Source organism: Natrinema soli (assembly GCF_028618695.1).
On record NZ_JAQIVI010000095.1, the window covers coordinates 1 to 16293 of the forward strand.

Annotated in this window: 16 protein-coding genes; 7 read left to right on the top strand and 9 right to left on the bottom strand. The window is 51.5% G+C overall.

All coding sequences use genetic code 11. The annotated features are described in order from the left end of the window. Nucleotides 1–650 precede the first annotated feature (650 nt). Complete coding sequence (locus tag PGX04_RS06130) at nt 651–1052, bottom strand: DUF7522 family protein (protein WP_273737700.1); 402 nt, start codon at nt 1050–1052, stop codon at nt 651–653. Between the two features lie 885 nt (nt 1053–1937). Continuing rightward, entirely contained in the window at nt 1938–2822 is an 885-nt protein-coding gene (locus PGX04_RS06135) for a DUF502 domain-containing protein (protein ID WP_273737701.1), read from the bottom strand. A 418-nt stretch (nt 2823–3240) separates the two neighbouring features. Between PGX04_RS06135 and PGX04_RS06140 the strand changes: the two genes are divergently transcribed. The 3 genes from PGX04_RS06140 to PGX04_RS06150 all read left to right on the top strand — a co-directional run bounded on the left by PGX04_RS06140 (nt 3241) and on the right by PGX04_RS06150 (nt 6986). Then, entirely contained in the window at nt 3241–4431 is a 1191-nt protein-coding gene (locus tag PGX04_RS06140; RefSeq protein WP_273737702.1) for an ISH3 family transposase, read from the top strand. A gap of 929 nt (nt 4432–5360) precedes the next feature. Then, on the top strand, nt 5361–6551 hold the full coding sequence (locus PGX04_RS06145; RefSeq protein ID WP_273737703.1) for an orc1/cdc6 family replication initiation protein: 1191 nt from the start codon (nt 5361–5363) through the stop codon (nt 6549–6551). Between the two features lie 198 nt (nt 6552–6749). Next, nucleotides 6750–6986, top strand: coding sequence for a hypothetical protein (locus PGX04_RS06150; RefSeq protein ID WP_273737704.1), 237 nt, complete (start codon nt 6750–6752; stop codon nt 6984–6986). Nucleotides 6987–6991: 5 nt separating this feature from the next. Here the strand turns inward: PGX04_RS06150 and PGX04_RS06155 are convergent, their stop codons facing one another. Then, the gene (locus PGX04_RS06155) at nt 6992–8344 is read right to left on the bottom strand and encodes a hypothetical protein (protein WP_273737705.1); all 1353 of its coding nucleotides are present in this window, start codon (nt 8342–8344) and stop codon (nt 6992–6994) included. Nucleotides 8345–8915: 571 nt separating this feature from the next. Between PGX04_RS06155 and PGX04_RS06160 the strand changes: the two genes are divergently transcribed. Beyond that, the gene (locus PGX04_RS06160) at nt 8916–9425 is read left to right on the top strand and encodes a DUF7542 family protein (protein WP_273737706.1); all 510 of its coding nucleotides are present in this window, start codon (nt 8916–8918) and stop codon (nt 9423–9425) included. Nucleotides 9426–9798: 373 nt separating this feature from the next. Here the strand turns inward: PGX04_RS06160 and PGX04_RS06165 are convergent, their stop codons facing one another. Then, nucleotides 9799–10647, bottom strand: a complete 849-nt coding sequence (locus tag PGX04_RS06165) for a hypothetical protein (RefSeq protein ID WP_273737707.1) — start codon at nt 10645–10647, stop codon at nt 9799–9801. Nucleotides 10648–11243: 596 nt separating this feature from the next. Between PGX04_RS06165 and PGX04_RS06170 the strand changes: the two genes are divergently transcribed. Continuing rightward, nucleotides 11244–11621 carry a MarR family transcriptional regulator gene (locus tag PGX04_RS06170; RefSeq protein ID WP_273737708.1) on the top strand — a complete coding sequence of 126 codons (378 nt, stop codon included), beginning with the start codon at nt 11244–11246 and terminating at the stop codon, nt 11619–11621. A gap of 20 nt (nt 11622–11641) precedes the next feature. Here PGX04_RS06170 and PGX04_RS06175 read toward each other — a convergent pair whose 3' ends face one another. The 5 genes from PGX04_RS06175 to PGX04_RS06195 form a co-directional block, all read right to left on the bottom strand. Further along, nucleotides 11642–12046: a DUF8115 family protein gene (locus PGX04_RS06175; RefSeq protein WP_273737709.1), complete on the bottom strand. Its 405-nt coding sequence runs from the start codon at nt 12044–12046 to the stop codon at nt 11642–11644. 103 nt (nt 12047–12149) lie between these two features. Further along, entirely contained in the window at nt 12150–13019 is an 870-nt protein-coding gene (locus PGX04_RS06180; protein ID WP_273737710.1) for a ParA family protein, read from the bottom strand. A 223-nt stretch (nt 13020–13242) separates the two neighbouring features. After that, nucleotides 13243–13395, bottom strand: coding sequence for a hypothetical protein (locus PGX04_RS06185; protein WP_273737711.1), 153 nt, complete (start codon nt 13393–13395; stop codon nt 13243–13245). Continuing rightward, complete coding sequence (locus PGX04_RS06190; protein WP_273737712.1) at nt 13392–13763, bottom strand: DUF7718 family protein; 372 nt, start codon at nt 13761–13763, stop codon at nt 13392–13394. The genes PGX04_RS06185 and PGX04_RS06190 overlap by 4 nt, the downstream gene beginning before the upstream one ends. Before the next feature lie 3 nt (nt 13764–13766). Continuing rightward, a complete protein-coding gene (locus PGX04_RS06195) occupies nt 13767–14021 on the bottom strand; it encodes a hypothetical protein (RefSeq protein WP_273737713.1) in 255 nt (84 codons plus the stop codon). 176 nt (nt 14022–14197) lie between these two features. On the opposite strand from PGX04_RS06195, the gene PGX04_RS06200 reads away from it, so the two are divergent. Further along, nucleotides 14198–14590: an SWIM zinc finger family protein gene (locus PGX04_RS06200; protein ID WP_273737714.1), complete on the top strand. Its 393-nt coding sequence runs from the start codon at nt 14198–14200 to the stop codon at nt 14588–14590. A gap of 226 nt (nt 14591–14816) precedes the next feature. Then, entirely contained in the window at nt 14817–15491 is a 675-nt protein-coding gene (locus PGX04_RS06205) for a bacterio-opsin activator domain-containing protein (RefSeq protein WP_273737715.1), read from the top strand. The last annotated feature ends 802 nt before the right edge of the window (nt 15492–16293 follow it).

Consider the following 16293-nt stretch of genomic DNA (forward strand, 5'->3'; position numbering starts at 1 on the left):
TCGTCCATCGTTGAGCGGCATTGGCTTCGCCAGCAAAATCGATGTTACGGTTCATCGGGATGAGCGTATACTGTTTGTCGCGGTGCCCGTTGCACTCCTCATTCTCAATGAATTATGGGAGCTCGCAAAAGCGTGGCGCAACACTGGATAAAATGGTAGGTGGTCATTTTGACGGTATAACGGCGTTAATACGTTAATCAATATCTGTTCAAGATGCTTGTGAATAAGCTGCCCAAAACTTTAAGTCAATATAATCATAGTCATATTATGTCGGGTGTTAGCGTAGACCAAGGAACGTGCATCGCACCCGAGATGTGTGGGGTAATCAAAGCGGGAGAAACCTCAGGTCTTGTTCCCCACATCTCAAACAGTTCGTGTATCATTACTACTCAATCAATATATCTAGCGTATATGTAAATTCATATTGAACCAACGAACATATCATGTGTGGGTTTCTCGGTGGAGTATGGCTGCCTGGTTACCGAAGTCGGAATTGCCGTCACTGAATTCGCGCTCAGTCACTCCTTCATACCGCTGATTCTCTTCAGCCTCTCTCGACTGTTCTATCAACTCGATCATCATTGTCTGATTTGTGATCGCGTTTGAGAATGGGAAGGAAGATTGAGTGTCTGGTTGCCTTCCAGACACTCTTACCGCACGTGTCGTTCGGACTGGGATGCTATTTCTTCGAGTACACCACTGATAGCCTCTGCTACTTCAGTAAATCGATCCATCGTTACTGAATCTGTCGTCACATAGGCGCCGTGCGTTCCGACGATAACACGAACGAGATACCCATTGTCGAATGCGCGCATCGTGTAACGGTAGTCACCGAGTTCGGACCATTCGTACGTCCGTTGGGAGCTGAACCCACCGCGTTCATTTTCAACGAACGAGCGTGGATCGGTCCCTCGCTCGAGGTCATCTCTCAAGTAGAGATGTTGGTACTCGTTCGGTGTGAAGTACGTCACACTCCGGAGTTCGTCACCGATTGCCGTCCGACAGATGCGGAGCAACTGCTCTGTTTCGTCGTCCGTGAGTGGGTGTACCATACCGAATATCGTGAATGGTGTATTATCAATATTCTTGCCACCTGTGGAACAGCTAACAAAGTCACTAAACCCTCAGGAACTCTCCGACCAATCAAGAGTGTGAATACGTCCGCATTCAACGGGATAATATCCTACACTCGAGCTCCGCGCTGGCGACGCCATTACTATCAAGCCCGACGGCCAGCGACCGATCTCTGGATTCGCAATTCGTCGGGTTCCGTAATTCAGAGAGAGGATCATCTGTATTCCAACGGGTTTTCGGGATCGTCTTGGTGTCAGAGTTGGTGAGACGGTCACCATCACGAAAAGTATCGTCTCACTCCGGAGAGCTGAGACGACACAGATCTCTAACCTGGTTATTCTCCACGGGCGTGGAGTCGTCCCGTGAGGATGGATAATAGAAAGATCGAACACGAAGTGGGACGCGCGTGGGAAGGAAGGAACGTGGCGGGGTGGGAGTGGATCCGGAGTGATGGCGCCAGATCCAGGGGGAGCCTCATTCAGGTGGTGTCAGAGGCAACCTCGCCACACCGAGAGCCTTCGCGGATGATGGTAAATACTTTGTGGTGATAGTCGAAAATAAAGCAATCGTCGACACGACCATAAAACAAAGCACCGACACTCGTTGGCCAGCGCGTTATTGCTAACTAAGCGGCAGTGGATTTGTCCGACACCAGCACTCGCCGCGAAAAGTAAGTTAGTTGGGACGCCAGTTGTGACACAAGTGGAAGGTGAAGCAATTTGGCGCCTAGTAGACTCGTACCCCTGCAGCCGGTCGGTTTGCTCCAATTTAGCTGTGCTCTGGAACGAATCATGCTGTGTGGATTGTGCGGTATGCATCCCAACGTTGACATCAGATTGTGTCTATTGTTGTGAGAAATCACGTTATTCTGAGTTGTTTCTGGGATAGGTAGAGTAGTTTGCGAGTTCAGCCGGTGTCTCTACGCGTGTCGGAGACATCGTTGCTTCATATTGCGCAACTCGTTTCAGTTCGTCTCTTTGCATGGCTGGGGACGATTCAAATACATCTGTTGAGATATTCCGACCGAGTTCCCGCAGTTGATCCGGTGAGAGCGCGTGCGCTCGCTTCTGGCCGGATGCAACACCACTGGTAACGATCGATCGAATTCCTTCTTCAACAGTCATATCGACATCGATAACGCGCTCCTTCGCGACATGAATAACGAACCCACCCATTACAGGATTTGGTGCCATTGGTAAAAACAATGACTCCATCTCTTCGTGATCCGTTGCCTGTTTGACAGCGCTAGCTGTTTCAGCGGTTTTGAATGCAACAGCATATGAGCCAGTCGTAGGATACTCAATGAGCTTGACTTCTTTAAAACTCTCCGAATATGAATCAAGCAGAAGTTCACTCATCTCGTTGAAACTTGTATACACTGAGCCAAGCCCTGGAATCGATGCCATGAAGTCATCGAATTGAGTGCCAATTCGACCACTTCCAGATCGGTATTCTGTGATGAAACCTAGGACAAAAACGGCACCACAGAGGAGTCCGATTGCGATGATCTTGACAAGCATCTCGTTTGTTTGTGATGAGACGCCTGGGACACTTCTGACAATAAAAACGACCGGATTAAGAGTATTCGAGATGAAGTTGAGCGCGAATCCGAGAATAACAACAGTGATGACGAGAGGAATCGCGATCGCGATGCCGTTAATGAGTGATTGACGGACGATCTCTTTGACGCTTCGGTGCGTGATACTCTCTTTGGTCAACACCTCTTCGCGAGTCGGAATAAATGACATACTCTCTTAACACCAACGAGCCTCGAAAGCGTTTGGGCCAAAACGGATGGAACGAACAACCGACAAGGCGTCAGGACAGCTCTGCGTGCTCCAGACAAAGAGATCATGTATTGCACACCAAGTGCGCCCATGGACGAGAGACAGCACTGAGTTGAACGGTGTCGGACGGACATCAAAGACACAATGTGTTGGTCGAGCCCAGTGGAAGGTCACGGTCAACCATCTCTCTAATCTGCTTGACCTCGCACCTATATGAAGACCCCTTCGAGTTCCTTCATGAGACCGTCTAGGCCTTGATCAGCGTTGTTCAGTGTCGCTAGTTGTCCACTCTAGCTCACCAGCGCAGTTGCTGACACGTTGTGGAAGCGAAGCGGATGAATCAGGTCACTGATTCACCCGCTGTCCGGATGTACTCGTGATGAACATCCCATTGCTCAAGGAAGTTCTCACAGATCCGGACGAGTTCATTACGAACGGCCAGTTGAAGTCGCTTTCTCTGGAACTTCTTGCATTGATTCCGATGACAGGAATCGAGGGGTCGCCCCTCGATTCCGGCGATATCATGGAAGTCGTTCTTCGGGCGGCCGTGGGGACGACTTCAGTGAACGGTGTGACCGAGAACACGAGGGAGACGCCGAACAGAGAGCCGGTCATGGATTGGCTTCACACGCTGGAGAAAGATACCATGCTGGATGCCGTCAACGACATCCTCGCGCTGGTAGCGATGACGGTTCTCGACCGTGGCGGGTCGAGAACCGTCTGCATCGACTTCATGGACAACCCGTTCCACGGATACCCGGAGGATGAAGACGAGTTCAGGAGGATGAAAGCCCGTGATGGAACCACGAAATGTCACCGGTACTGTACAGTGTTCGTCATCGCGCAAGGAAAGCCACTGACACTGGCGCTGGAACCAGTTTCCGGTGACGACAGCAAGGCCGACGCGGTCGAGCGCGTGCTCGCCCGCGTCGAGACGTATCCGTTCGGGATCGAGAGGATTCTCATCGATCGTGCCGCGTTTGCCGGGGAACTGATCGGTGTGCTTCGTGCCACTGCACCGCCAGTCTTCCCGGTGAAAACCGGGAAAGACTCGCTCCGAGAAAAACTCTCGGTCACCAAATCGTACATGACCGAGGAGACGATCTGTGAGGGAAAAGAGTACGAACAGACGTATCCGCTGGCGGTGAACGTCACGTACCACAACGGTAACCGAGGCAAGTCGGGTGTGAAACGGACTGGGTACGCGGCGTATGGTCTGGAAGACCGCACGCCGGCGCAGGTCGCGACGATCTACGACAAGCGGTCACAGATCGAGAAGAGTTACGAGAAGTTCCGTGAGGCGCGTGCCGTGACGACGACACCGTCAACGACGATCCGGTTGTTCTACGTGGGTGTCGGCTTCCTGTTAGAGCAGTTATGGCTGGTGGTGCAGTGGGGGGTGCTCGCCCAGCCACGGCGTGGCGGGCGAGCACTCCCCGTGGATTTTACGTTCAGTGATGCATTTCTCCATGGAATCGAACAGGAGTTAGACGACGAACTGGGGTGGCGAAAGCGCTATCGGACGAACGGGGTCGGATTACCGGCTGGATACGATCACGGACTCGGGTGAGCCGCCTCGCTTCGGACGAAGCGAGGCTGACCGGGAGCGTCAGCTATCTTCCTCATCACCGTTACTCCCGCCAAAACAATCGTAACTCGACATATTCTCTTCGTTGCGCTATCTACTACCGAGGCTACGCCCTGACTCTGCCCCACATCTGGTTTATTTCTACACACCTGTTCGTGCCGTGATCGATAGACTGGACAACTAGCGACTGTCGCTTCCATATGGATAGCAGTGTGGTCGACGGCTGACCCAGGCCAGCCTGGGTCAGCACGCCGCTGTTTACTGGCAAGGCTCTGTTCGCTTGGTTTCGAGGACAGCTCACCGCTTCCACAGTGAGTTTAGCTGGAGAGAAAACGTCGGTGATCGCGACTTCTTATTCATCACGGTGGGCAACCGATTGCATCCGTATCGAGGTTCGGCACCTACTGTGAAGACGCGGGAATGCACTAAAAACTACTATCATTCTGGCGATGTCTTCGACCCCCACACACCATCTGTCGAGTGTCTGAGTGAGAAATAGAGCAGAACAGCAAGTGGGACACACCAGTTGTCGAATGTCCTCGTATCGATTTTCGTCATCCCTCACACACCAGTTGTAGAGTGTCTTAGATCGCACCACGGAGGCAAGCTAAAGCAAAAAGTCACGATATATTTAAAGAGACGATTTTAGGTGCTGATATTGTAGTTAGTATATTCAGTACTTTGCTGTTATATGACCTAGAGAACCAGAATTCTCTATTCACTGCTTACCGGATAATACTACTACTACCCATAACATTATTATATTATTATAGAGTAAGTTGCTGTTCTTGTGCGGCCCTCTTTGATCCAAGACACTCGACATCTGGTGTGTGAGTGTATGGGGAGAACTTACGACTCTAACGACACATACGACAAGACCTAAGTCAATCGACACGCGTGATTAATACAAGATGCCAACAAGTGACGACCCGTTCGCCGACGTCACTAACCTCTTCACCAACCGTGACGCCCTCACGATCGACTATCAACCGGACAACGTTGTCGAAAGAGACGACGAAATTAGCAAACTCGCGAATGCTCTCAACGCAGTTCGTAACGGTTGGTCGCCAGACAATATTTTCATCTATGGGAAAACTGGAGTCGGCAAAACTGTCGTCACTCGCCATGTCTTGAGCAAACTCCAGCAACACGTCGATATTACCACCATCCGTGTCACTTGCAATTCTCAATCTTCATATCAGACCGCTATTAAGACCGTGAACAACCTCCGTCAAGGTACTGATCGCCCTCCGCTCCCGATGACCGGACATGCTACACAAGCCATTTTTGATGCGCTCTATGGCGAGTTAAACGATCGTGGCGACCCAGCGATCATCGTCTTAGACGAAGTAGACTCGCTTGGCAGTGATGACAAACTCCTCTATGAACTCCCGCGAGCAAAGGATAACGACCATCTTGACGACGATGTTACCCTTGGTGTCATCGGTATCTCGAACGATTTCACCTATCGTCGAAACCTCTCACCGAAAGTAAAAGATTCACTCGCAGAGAAAGAGATCCACTTCCAGCCCTATTCGGCAAGTGAACTTCAAGCTATTCTCCAGAGCCGTGCTGATGTCGGAGTCACCGACGATGTCCTCGATGATGGTGTAATCCCGCTCTGTGCTGCCTACTCGTCGCAAGAACACGGTAGTGCTCGCCAAGCAATCGAACTTCTCCGGGAAGCCGTTGATCTTGCCAGTCAACGGGGACACATGACCGTTAGTGAAGAAGAAGTCCGAGATGCTCGTGGATTGGTTGAGAAGAATCAAATCCGAGATGCTATCGGGAGTCTCACCGATCATGGGCTCTTTGCATTGATTGCGTTGAGTTACGAAACAGAAGACAGCACAGGAGTTCGTGGCAAAACGATCTATGGCCAATATCGACGGCTTTCCGAAATGAATGGCCGTGATCCTCTTTCATATGATCGCCTTCGTGATCAACTTGATGAGCTTTCACTAGGTGGATTTGCCGAAAAGACAGTACAGAACAAAGGTGAAGCAGGAGGACGGTATAACGAATACCAGTGTCAATATCCATATGACGTAGTGGTTGATGCTGTGAGTGACCATCGTGATTGGGCTGTTTTCGACATCTGAGTGCTCTCTACGGCCGAATTTTGTTTTGCAGAAGACACTCTACAAATGGTGTGTCTTCCGTCCTTGTGTGTAGATATTTCGTGTTCACTACGGTGGAGCCCTGGTGTGATTTTGATCCCTTACTCGTTTAAAACCGAAATCAAGCGTCTGTCCCGTTCCGAGGATTTACCTGTTTCATGGGAGTAGTATGGAGCAACCATGAGTTCTAATGGAACGTCGCCACTCACCCCACTTGCGCAAGAAGCACTCGAGGCGCTCGCGACCGCAATCCCACCTGGGGGAGAACTCACCTACGAGCAAGCGTATGCAGTTCTGGCTGAGGAAGAAGATCTTGGAGAACCCGCTGCCAAGGACATCATCGAGAAACTATACAATAAGGGCCGTCTCTATGAAGTTGAGGGGAAGCTCCGACTCACTGATTACGGATCTGAATAGCGAGGTCAGCCTCGTTCGTGAGGCCACACCTGATCGTCAGGTTCTGGGATTTCATCAACGAGATCTTTTTCGAAGGCTGACGCTCGCCATGCGATTACATTTTCTTTGCGCTGGATGTATTTCTCGTCCGTTTTGAGCCACCGAGCGACTTCGCTGTACTCGTGACCAGCACATAGGAGCAGCAGCACTGCGAAATCGAACCGATCGAGATTACTCTCGTTTGCATCGGCGTCAATACGATCGATAAACGCAGCGGACGCATCTCGCATAAACGCCATGAGAATTGCGTACAATTCTTCATCGTCGAATCCTGAGAACTCAAATCCTTCTATTATATCGAATGACTCGGACGTGCTCTCTTCGACATCCCATCGGAAGTTTTCGATCGTAGCACGTTCACTGTCTTCGAGCGTGGCTAGCTTCTCCGGATTTTCTCGTTCCCATGTTGCTCTGGTATCAGCAATTGCCTCACTCTGTGCATGGTCGATGTATTCATCGCATCCTCGCTTGGCGATTATCGACTCGATATTCTTTCCCGATACTGTGAGGAGGATATCGGCACACCGGTCTGTCTTTTCGAGGATTCGCGCTATCTCTCGCCGAGAGCCGAGATCTCCGAGCCCTGCTCGTTGTTGGGCGTCATGGACGAGACTGTTACGTCGATTCTTTACCTCGACTAATTCGCTGTGGCTTCCTTCTTCTAGAATTTGAATATCGGCAAGGATCTCTAATCTCTTTGCATGCCCCACGCTTTGAACAAATTCGGAAATGCTGTCAAGGCGGGCTTCCTCTCGGAACAACTCGTTTAGGACTGTTTCAGTCGTCAGTTCTTCGATGAGTGCAGACGCAAGCAACAGATAGGAGAAAAACGACCGTTCGAGCTGTCCGTCCAGATCGCTTCCTGCTTGAAGCTGCTCTTTGACTTCGTTTCGCTGCTCGAGATAGTATTCTAGGACGTTATCGGAATGCCCAATGAGCGCATTCTGGCGCTCGACGTACGCAACAAGTAACAGCAATTCGTTCTCAAATGGCGTCTCGTCGCTTAGTGCCTGGCATTTTTCGAGGGCACTTGTAGGGAGATGCCGAGTCAGATAGTCGATATCGTCATAGACAAGTGGCGTATTGGTGGGACAGTTGTCGATGATCGATTGGAAGTCTGAATTGTTGGAGAGTTGCTGGAGTGCGTCTCTGACTTCGTTGACATCCAATTCGCTCAAGGGGGGCGACCGATACATCGCACCACCAACGAACACTGTTGGGCCTTCGATGTCTTCGACTCTGTAATCACCAATTGGTCTTAGTGATACTGTGTCTGCATCGATCGCGAATGAAATTTCGATATCGGCGTCACTACACACGAGTGAAAATCAGATAGAATGGAGTTATTCAACCTTCTCGTCGTACTCTTCCCAGAGCGTATCTAGGTCTCTCCCCGTCTCTTCAGCGATATGGCGCAATAACTGCGCTTTGTTTTCGAATCGCTGTAGTTGACCCTTTGTCCTCATAGTCGGTAATTCGGTTTTCATGGGTAATAAGCTAGGGGGATAGCACTGATCGCGAGCGGTAGTTTTCTTAGTTCTGTATCTCTCTTTGCGAGAGTGAAGAGGTATGGTTGAGTTAGTATAATATACTAACTTGCTGCAGTTCGCCTCGTCACACCCCTCTGGTCGACAACTTCTGTCGGAATTTCTCGCTAGCATCACTGCGTGCTCTGAGCGGTTCGTGGATAAGGATGGTATTGGTAATCTGGACGGTGATGAGATAGTCCTCAACCGTGAATCGCACCTCAACGTCACTCTGAGGCGGAGGACGGCTTTCGTCTCACGGATAGCTGACCGCAGTACGTCTATTAGTGGTCGATAATCGGCCACCCGTTTTATTTAATCGACTAGAAGAACAATTATACTGAACCAAGAATACGACACTCATATGCCGGAACCTAGTGACCCAGCGTTCGTGATAAATTGTCCCGAGTGTGATATGGGTGGAGAATTCGACGATACATCTGCCGCGTCACACTTTTACAGCAAACACCGAGAGCATACTGGGCATGAGCCTGAGTGGGAACGCGCTGATCTCGATGTCAGTCTCGCCAATTATACGCACTGGAACGTCTTTTGTGACGTGTGTGCGGAGACATGGTCGTTCAGCTCGGATTCTGAGGCGGACGCGTTCATGGACGAACACGCAACCTATACAGACCACGAAGCAACTGGGATAACGACCGAAAGTGGGACCAGAGTCGCTGATGTTGGTGATTTGAAAGAGGTGGTCACCGAATTTGAGAGTGCGACGGCGGATGGGATGCCGGAATCGCTCCTCTTCACACTGACGGACGACCTCGAGATCTCGCAGAGTCAACTCAGCTCAAAGATTGAGAAACTGAAACAGTTGGGCGAAATCTACGAGCCTGCCACGGGGCACCTCCGAACAACCTAGCATAATCACTGCAACCTGGGTTCTCGGTCGGTGCTCTCGTAGCAGCGCCAGTCACTCGACCCACTCAACAGGGCGGTGTCTCGAGGTGGTACTCGAATCGTGGAGATCTTCTCGGCGGAATAGACGGATTCGGCGTGATTGTCGGCGGCAATTGGGTGCGGTCGATTACAACGTTGTAATAAGGGGGTTGTCCGCGACAACCCCTCTTGTTTTGCAGAAAAAGACGCAGAAAAAGACGCACTCTACAGTAGCCGTACCATCCTTCCCACCGTGGTTCACCGGCAAAGCGGTGTGAATCTCTTGCGGTGGGACCGCCGCGAACGGGGGTTCTCCGAACCCCCGTAATTACAACGTTATAATGCCCCGTTCGTGGTTAATTCCCTCCCGTGTTTGCTTCGCGAGCGCGTATCCAGCCAGCAAGATCAGGATGGGCAAACGAGATTTCGATGTGGTGGCCACCAACACCCATGGTTTCCGGTCCTAACGTCCGTGATTCCTTGTAGGTCACACCGGGAACACGCTCGGCCATCTCCTCCATGACACGATAGCCATCGTTCTTGTACGCACAGCCATAGCGCGTTGCGACCTTGCGGTAACCCATCCGAGCAACCATTGTTTCGTGTTCCGCGGCGAGGTTTTTGCCTGCCTGCAGCACAGCGAGATACTTGTCCTCGACCTGCTGACTCTCTGCGCGCTTTTCACGGAAATTCATGAGTTCAGTATTCTGCTCCGAGCGTTGGACTGTCTCGAAGAGTTGCCGGCCAACGTTGGACGCTTCCACAGCGAGGTTGTCCGACTCATCGTCTACCCCGTCCGCACTCTCGTAATCGAGCACAAGGTTGATAATACGCGTCACAGACACCCGTGTCCGAGCGTTTTTCTCTTCGAGTTCCACAAGATTATCGACGTCGTCCTGCATCTCTTCGGTTGTTTCCTCTAGTTCACTCAGGCGGCTCCGATCCGTTGCACGTTTCTTCTCGGCGTTCTCACGATCTTTCTCCAATGTCTCGACGCGCTCTTCGAGCACGTCGATCTGCTCGGCCTGTTGTCGAATCACCGTCCACATCGTTTTTCGGCTTGGGAGCTTTTGCTCGTAATCCGACTCGGACGCGACCGCGTTCGACGTATTCGACTCGGCTACGTCTATTCCCATCGCGGCGGCAAAGTCTTCGTCCGATACCGTGGTTTCATCGACTTCTTCGGTCGAGAGTCCGATAGACATCAGTTCTCACCTCCGAAATCTGTTCCACGCTCCGGGGAGTGACCAAAGTGGCCACTGTCGGCGGAACCGAAGCTACTCATCGCCGTCGCACCCCCGAACGTGCTGTGGCCAAACACTCACGTGGACAGGTGTGTGGCAGTTCGGGCAAGGTCTGGTTCGCTGTGCGCCGTCGTACTGGATGCGACAATTCTCACAGAGACGGTCAACCTGCGAGCGTGCTTCTTCAACTGTGAGCTGTGAAAACGATCCACGACAGCCACAGAGCGGCTGTCCGCCGTCGTTCATCAGGTGGCAGACGCTCACAGATGAATCGCCTGTAACGGAATACAGGACTGTCTGGATGTTCTCGGGTAACCCGTCGAGCGTGCTGGGTTTCGGCGTGGACTGGTTCCACTGGTGAGTAAGTCGTGTTTGGGTTGTCTCGGTTCGACCGGAGGGAAAGTTCCTTGGGGGTATCGTGCGTTGTGACATATGCGGTTCCGGACTTAACGCGGGCGTGTGGTGCAAACACACGTCCGTAGCTTTTGGACGCTGAGCGCCCGCGCTGAGCCGTTGGTACAACCTTTTAGATAGTACAACTTAAACCTAGTCCCCATATGGGTTCAGAGTTGAATACATACAGGACTGAAATTGTGCGGAATGTAAGTGACTTTTGTACGGGGACGAGACTTCACTATTGGATTGTGAAACGAGTTTCGTGGTTCTCAAAAATTGACTACCCTATTTTCGGATTCTTAGACGATCATAACATCCGAGTAACGCCAAAAGTCGTAGCCGGAAATATCGACTACGACAGATCCTATACTGGCCGACGACTGCGTGCGCTCCGCGATGCTGGTTTGCTCGAACAGGATGATGAGGCGTTCTACACGCTTTCTGACCTTGGAGAGGAGTTTTTGGCGGGAAATCTCTCGAAGGAGGAACTCGAAGCACTTGACCCGGAAAAAGCCGAAAACGGCACTGACGAACACTAACGATTGATTTTCTTCTTGTACTAGGGCGCTCGAACCCACTCAGCAACAGCATCTCGCCACATCTCAAACAACTCCGGGTCAGCCTCTTGCATCCCGACTCGAACAAACATCCCCAGCAGTTCCCCCCGTGTCATCTGCTCATCTTCGGATGTGGGTCGTCCAAGCTCATTTTCGAGCTCTGTTCCAACTCGATCCAGCAACTCAGGATTCTCTTTCAGCACGTCAGTGAGAGCAGCAAGTTCTTTGTCCCAAATAGAGACGGTTTGATTTGTTCCGCTTGTCGATCGGTTGTGCAAGCTCTCCACGACCGCCTCCTGAAACTCCCGATACGCGTCTTCTTTCGCTACATCTTGGATTCGATTTCCGCCCTGTGTTTCTTCCTTTAGAGCCTTGAGATCGCTATCAAGATCGCTTTCGTCTACCATTTATGATCTCCTATGTGTATTCCCATGTGGTTTCCTATGTGTATCCCTATGTGGATTCATCTGTGTGTCCCTATGTGGTATTGGTGATTATAGTGCGTCATTTTTACTGGATTGATGGAGTGTTGGCAGTGGACTTGCCGACACGCGCCTCGAGGAGTTCTGCATTCGCTTCATACGCCTCTAGCGCACGGCGGGCTGTCTTGGATGGTTCTTCGAGCGCAAAGACAGTCTCACCGCGTTTCTGTTGATTCTGAATGTCCTGACTTGACGGAATGTGCTCGCCGATTGCATGTTGGTACTCTTCGGCAAACGCATCGACATAGTGCTGGCCGAGCTTCGTTCGGAGATCGACCTCGTTTGGAATGACAAGCGTGAGTTCAATCGCAAGGTCGAATTGGTCGTTAATCTCCGCAATATCATCTTGGAGTGCGGCGGCTTGTTCAGCTTCGAAGGGACCTGGACGGACGGGAACCATCACGTTCTCAGCTGCCCACAATCCATTGAGTGTAACGTTATTCGTCACTCCCGGCAGGTCGATCAGTACGAACTCATAGCGGCCGTCGATTGAGTTGGTGAGAAACTGATCGAATCGAGAATACCGCTCGCGAGCGTTGTCAACTGAATTGAGTTCGGCATCAAGACCATCCAGTGCTTGTGTTGCGGGAATGAGATCGGGGCCTTCGCCGGTTGGGGTGACGAGTTCGTCGACTGCATCGGGAAGTTTCTCAGTAATTTCCTTCCACTTGTCGCGGAATACGGTCGAGATATCGGGCCACGCATCGGGATCTGGCGTGATCCCAAACTGCTTGCTCAAATCGCCCTGTTTTCCAGCAAGATCGATGAGCAATACATCGTATCCGCTCTGAGCGAGTGCGACGCCGAGATGGGCGGTAGTTGTGGTTTTTCCCACGCCGCCTTTGTCAACGAACGTTGCGACTGTGTGTGTCGGTTGGGAGTTTGTTTCTTCTGCCATTGGGATCACCATCTAAACATAGCTAACGCTCTATGTATAAATTTATCTTAAGCAATGTGTATAGATATGTGAATACACATAGGCGTGTTTTATGGCGATAGAGGCATTGACTCCACAGAATTCTAGCACCAGTATACAAATCTGGACTGAGCTGGAAGCGATTATACGGTGGATCTGTCCGACTGCAATCTCTCAGTGTACGAATAGAAACTATTCAGCTACTTCACTCGTCGGTATCGCCACCGTCAGGAAGTGCGGCGTCATCGACACGGTAATCATCGGGATCGCCGTCGAGGTCTTCAGCTAACGCGGCATAGATGTCTTCGCGCTGTGCTTCCATCCGTTCGCGCAGTTCGGCGATTTCGTCGTCAGTCATCGGCTGTTGATCCCGTGCCATCGTTCGTACCTGCTAATATACCGTTCGAGATTCTTAGCTAAATGGTCTTCGGCGCGGTCAAGGGCAGCAGCTGCCGGTAGTGGCGGAGCAATGTACTCCGTCGCTTCTTTTTCCTCGTCTCGATAGATATCGATGTGGAGGCCTTCTTCGGTGACATCGTGTCCAAACTCACTGTTCCCCGTTCCGTCATGATCATACCGAACGACTGTCTGCCACTCGCCGTCGTGATGATACTCAAGTTGGACGACGAACCGAACCACGGTGCCCCGTGCGGTGTCGAAGCCAAGTCGTCGTCGGATTCGGTGATTGACGGCTGCTGTAAACTCGCGGTCATAGTCTCGCGGCATTGGCTACTGATCCTCGGGAATCCACCAGATAACGACACGAGGGCTGAGTTTCCCGCGTTCGAGATCGCCCTGTTCATGGAGTTGTGTGAGACGTTGGTGAGTTGGAGAACGAGCAATTCCGAATGTATCTGCGACCCAGCGAGCGGTCACCGCGGGGAATTCTGAGTCTCGTATTGCGTGGAGTATTTCGTCGTCACTTGCCTCTTCCGTGAATTGCCCTTGATCGTCACGCTGTCTTTCTTTTTCATCTTCGGTCATAGAAGAGATTCTGATAGCCACCTACTTATAACCACATCATACAAAGGATGTCGTAGCTTTTATTACCATAGCACACATAGGACATGGTAAGGAAGAACGATGCCATCGGGCGCGTGGAAACGCGCCGGGTGCTGGTACACCCGGCATCGGTCTTCCGAAACCTACGTTGAAAGACCATGAGTACGAAACCGCCTAGCGAACTTGAAGTTGACGAGACGGCACACAAACGCGCGCAGTGGGAACAGTTCGGCTTCCGCGTGGAAGCCCCCGGAATGGTCGAAGTCACCAACCAGAGCCACGAGAACCCCGCTGAACACCACTACGTGGTCTCCATCGACGGCGTGACCGAGGAACTGATGGCCTGCACGTGTCCGCATCACACCCACCGGAACGCATTCTGCAAACACATGGCCGCCGTCGAAAACGCAACTGACGATGGGACGCTTGATGCCTTCCCATCGGAGGACAGCGAAGACGTTGCCGAACCCGAAGACTGTGATTGTGACGGCCTGAATGGCTTCCCGTGCTGGCCGTGCGTGCAAACGGGCCGCGAAGAACTGCCGAACTAACTCGCTTCAGTTCCTTCTTCGTGTCTCGCCAATTGCCGCTCTTAGCTGTCCTATACAGTAAACACCCGTGGAAATGATGGTGTGCCTTCTGAAATAAGCTGGCTGCCAGACCATCCATGGGCTTACGAACCGACTGAACCACAATACAGACGGTGTTCCTCTGATATTGTTACGAGATTGAAAACGGGTCAACGGGTATTTCATCACGGCAGCCTATTGCTGGTGTATGCCTGGCACAGTCGTCGAAGTCGAACTCAACGCTGATGACTTCGCGCTCCATCATACCTTGTCTCAGACCGAGGGAATCGAATTCGAAATTGAACGCGTTGCTGCCCACGACGAAGATCGCGTCATGCCGTTTGTCTGGGTGAGTGGAGGGGACATTGACCGCGATGAATTCGAAGCCGTTCTTACTGACGACCCAAGCATTGATCAGCGTGAATTACTGGCTGATGTAGACGATGAATGGCTCTATCGAATGGATTGGATTTCCGAGATCGAAACGCTTGTACGGATTCTCGTGACGGAAGAGGCAACGATTCTCGCCGCCACCGGCAATAAAAATAGCTGGAACCTCCGTACCCTCTTTCCAGATCGGGATGCACTCTCTCGAACCCACGACTACTGCCAAGAGAACGGGATTACATTCAACATTTTGACCATCTACCAACTTGACGAGGGTCGCCAGGGTCGCTATGGGCTCACAGAAGAACAACAGGAAGCGCTCACACGGGCGTACGATGCTGGCTATTACAGTATTCCCCGTGAAGCAACTGCCGACGAGCTCGCTGATGAGTTTGATATCTCACATCAGGCACTCTCAGAGCGCTTGCGGCGTGGTCACGAAGATTTAGTCAAAAATGCGTTGATCATCGGTCGTGGTGCTGATGGAAGGGAGTAACAATAGCCGTGTGATCCGCTTTTTCCATGGTTAGGCAGACTCCACTAGAGAGTAATTATCATCGGGGCAGCTACCACCAAGGGCTTTTGATTTGATGGCTTGTTTCCCGAAAATGCTGGATAGCACATTGATCTACCTCGTCTGGCGGCGTATCGTTGGTGCTGACCATCCACCGACATTCGGTGCAACAGAGGATCTTTTCTTTCATCATAGGCCCCCGGTCTAGTGAGGAATCAGTTTATTACTGTAGTTGCATTCTCATGCAATTAATTTGTACTGGCCGCTCGTAAGCGATCTCCCAGCAACGTAATGGATAATCAGCAAATTGAATTATTCAGAGCCTGGCCGTTCTCCACCTGTAGTGTCCTTCTGCTGACTCACGGAGGGCAGTCTGCTGAACTAGACCAACCCACTTTACGGCACATGGCTGCTGTTGAGAACGCGACTGATGACGGCACGCTGACGGCCTTCCTATCGGACGACGAGACTGAGACGACAGAGTGCGACTGTGACGGCCTCGGTGGCTTCCCGTGCTGGCTGTGTGTGCGAACGGGACGAAAGGAACTGCCGAACGAACCATCGCTTCAGCCTTTTTTTATCCATGGCAGGCCAAATGACGGTCTCGGATCTAACCGACCAGCGAACGCCCGCTATTGGCCCGCTTATCCTTCGTGAATCTCAACGGTAATAGCTCACAAATCATCTAAGTAAGATTTCGAAAGCAATTGCCACCACAGTTAACCAACTATCGATCGTCACTATACTCGGAATGATGGGTCAAAGTCAAGAAGAAATGATGGAA

Coding starts and splice junctions, on each gene's coding strand:
- PGX04_RS06130 (WP_273737700.1), bottom strand. CDS start 1,052: ATGGTACACCCACTCACGGACGACGAAACAGAGCAGTTGCTCCGCATC.
- PGX04_RS06135 (WP_273737701.1), bottom strand. CDS start 2,822: ATGTCATTTATTCCGACTCGCGAAGAGGTGTTGACCAAAGAGAGTATC.
- PGX04_RS06140 (WP_273737702.1), top strand. CDS start 3,241: ATGAACATCCCATTGCTCAAGGAAGTTCTCACAGATCCGGACGAGTTC.
- PGX04_RS06145 (WP_273737703.1), top strand. CDS start 5,361: ATGCCAACAAGTGACGACCCGTTCGCCGACGTCACTAACCTCTTCACC.
- PGX04_RS06150 (WP_273737704.1), top strand. CDS start 6,750: ATGAGTTCTAATGGAACGTCGCCACTCACCCCACTTGCGCAAGAAGCA.
- PGX04_RS06160 (WP_273737706.1), top strand. CDS start 8,916: ATGCCGGAACCTAGTGACCCAGCGTTCGTGATAAATTGTCCCGAGTGT.
- PGX04_RS06165 (WP_273737707.1), bottom strand. CDS start 10,647: ATGTCTATCGGACTCTCGACCGAAGAAGTCGATGAAACCACGGTATCG.
- PGX04_RS06170 (WP_273737708.1), top strand. CDS start 11,244: ATGGGTTCAGAGTTGAATACATACAGGACTGAAATTGTGCGGAATGTA.
- PGX04_RS06175 (WP_273737709.1), bottom strand. CDS start 12,046: ATGGTAGACGAAAGCGATCTTGATAGCGATCTCAAGGCTCTAAAGGAA.
- PGX04_RS06180 (WP_273737710.1), bottom strand. CDS start 13,019: ATGGCAGAAGAAACAAACTCCCAACCGACACACACAGTCGCAACGTTC.
- PGX04_RS06185 (WP_273737711.1), bottom strand. CDS start 13,395: ATGACTGACGACGAAATCGCCGAACTGCGCGAACGGATGGAAGCACAG.
- PGX04_RS06190 (WP_273737712.1), bottom strand. CDS start 13,763: ATGCCGCGAGACTATGACCGCGAGTTTACAGCAGCCGTCAATCACCGA.
- PGX04_RS06195 (WP_273737713.1), bottom strand. CDS start 14,021: ATGACCGAAGATGAAAAAGAAAGACAGCGTGACGATCAAGGGCAATTC.
- PGX04_RS06200 (WP_273737714.1), top strand. CDS start 14,198: ATGAGTACGAAACCGCCTAGCGAACTTGAAGTTGACGAGACGGCACAC.
- PGX04_RS06205 (WP_273737715.1), top strand. CDS start 14,817: ATGCCTGGCACAGTCGTCGAAGTCGAACTCAACGCTGATGACTTCGCG.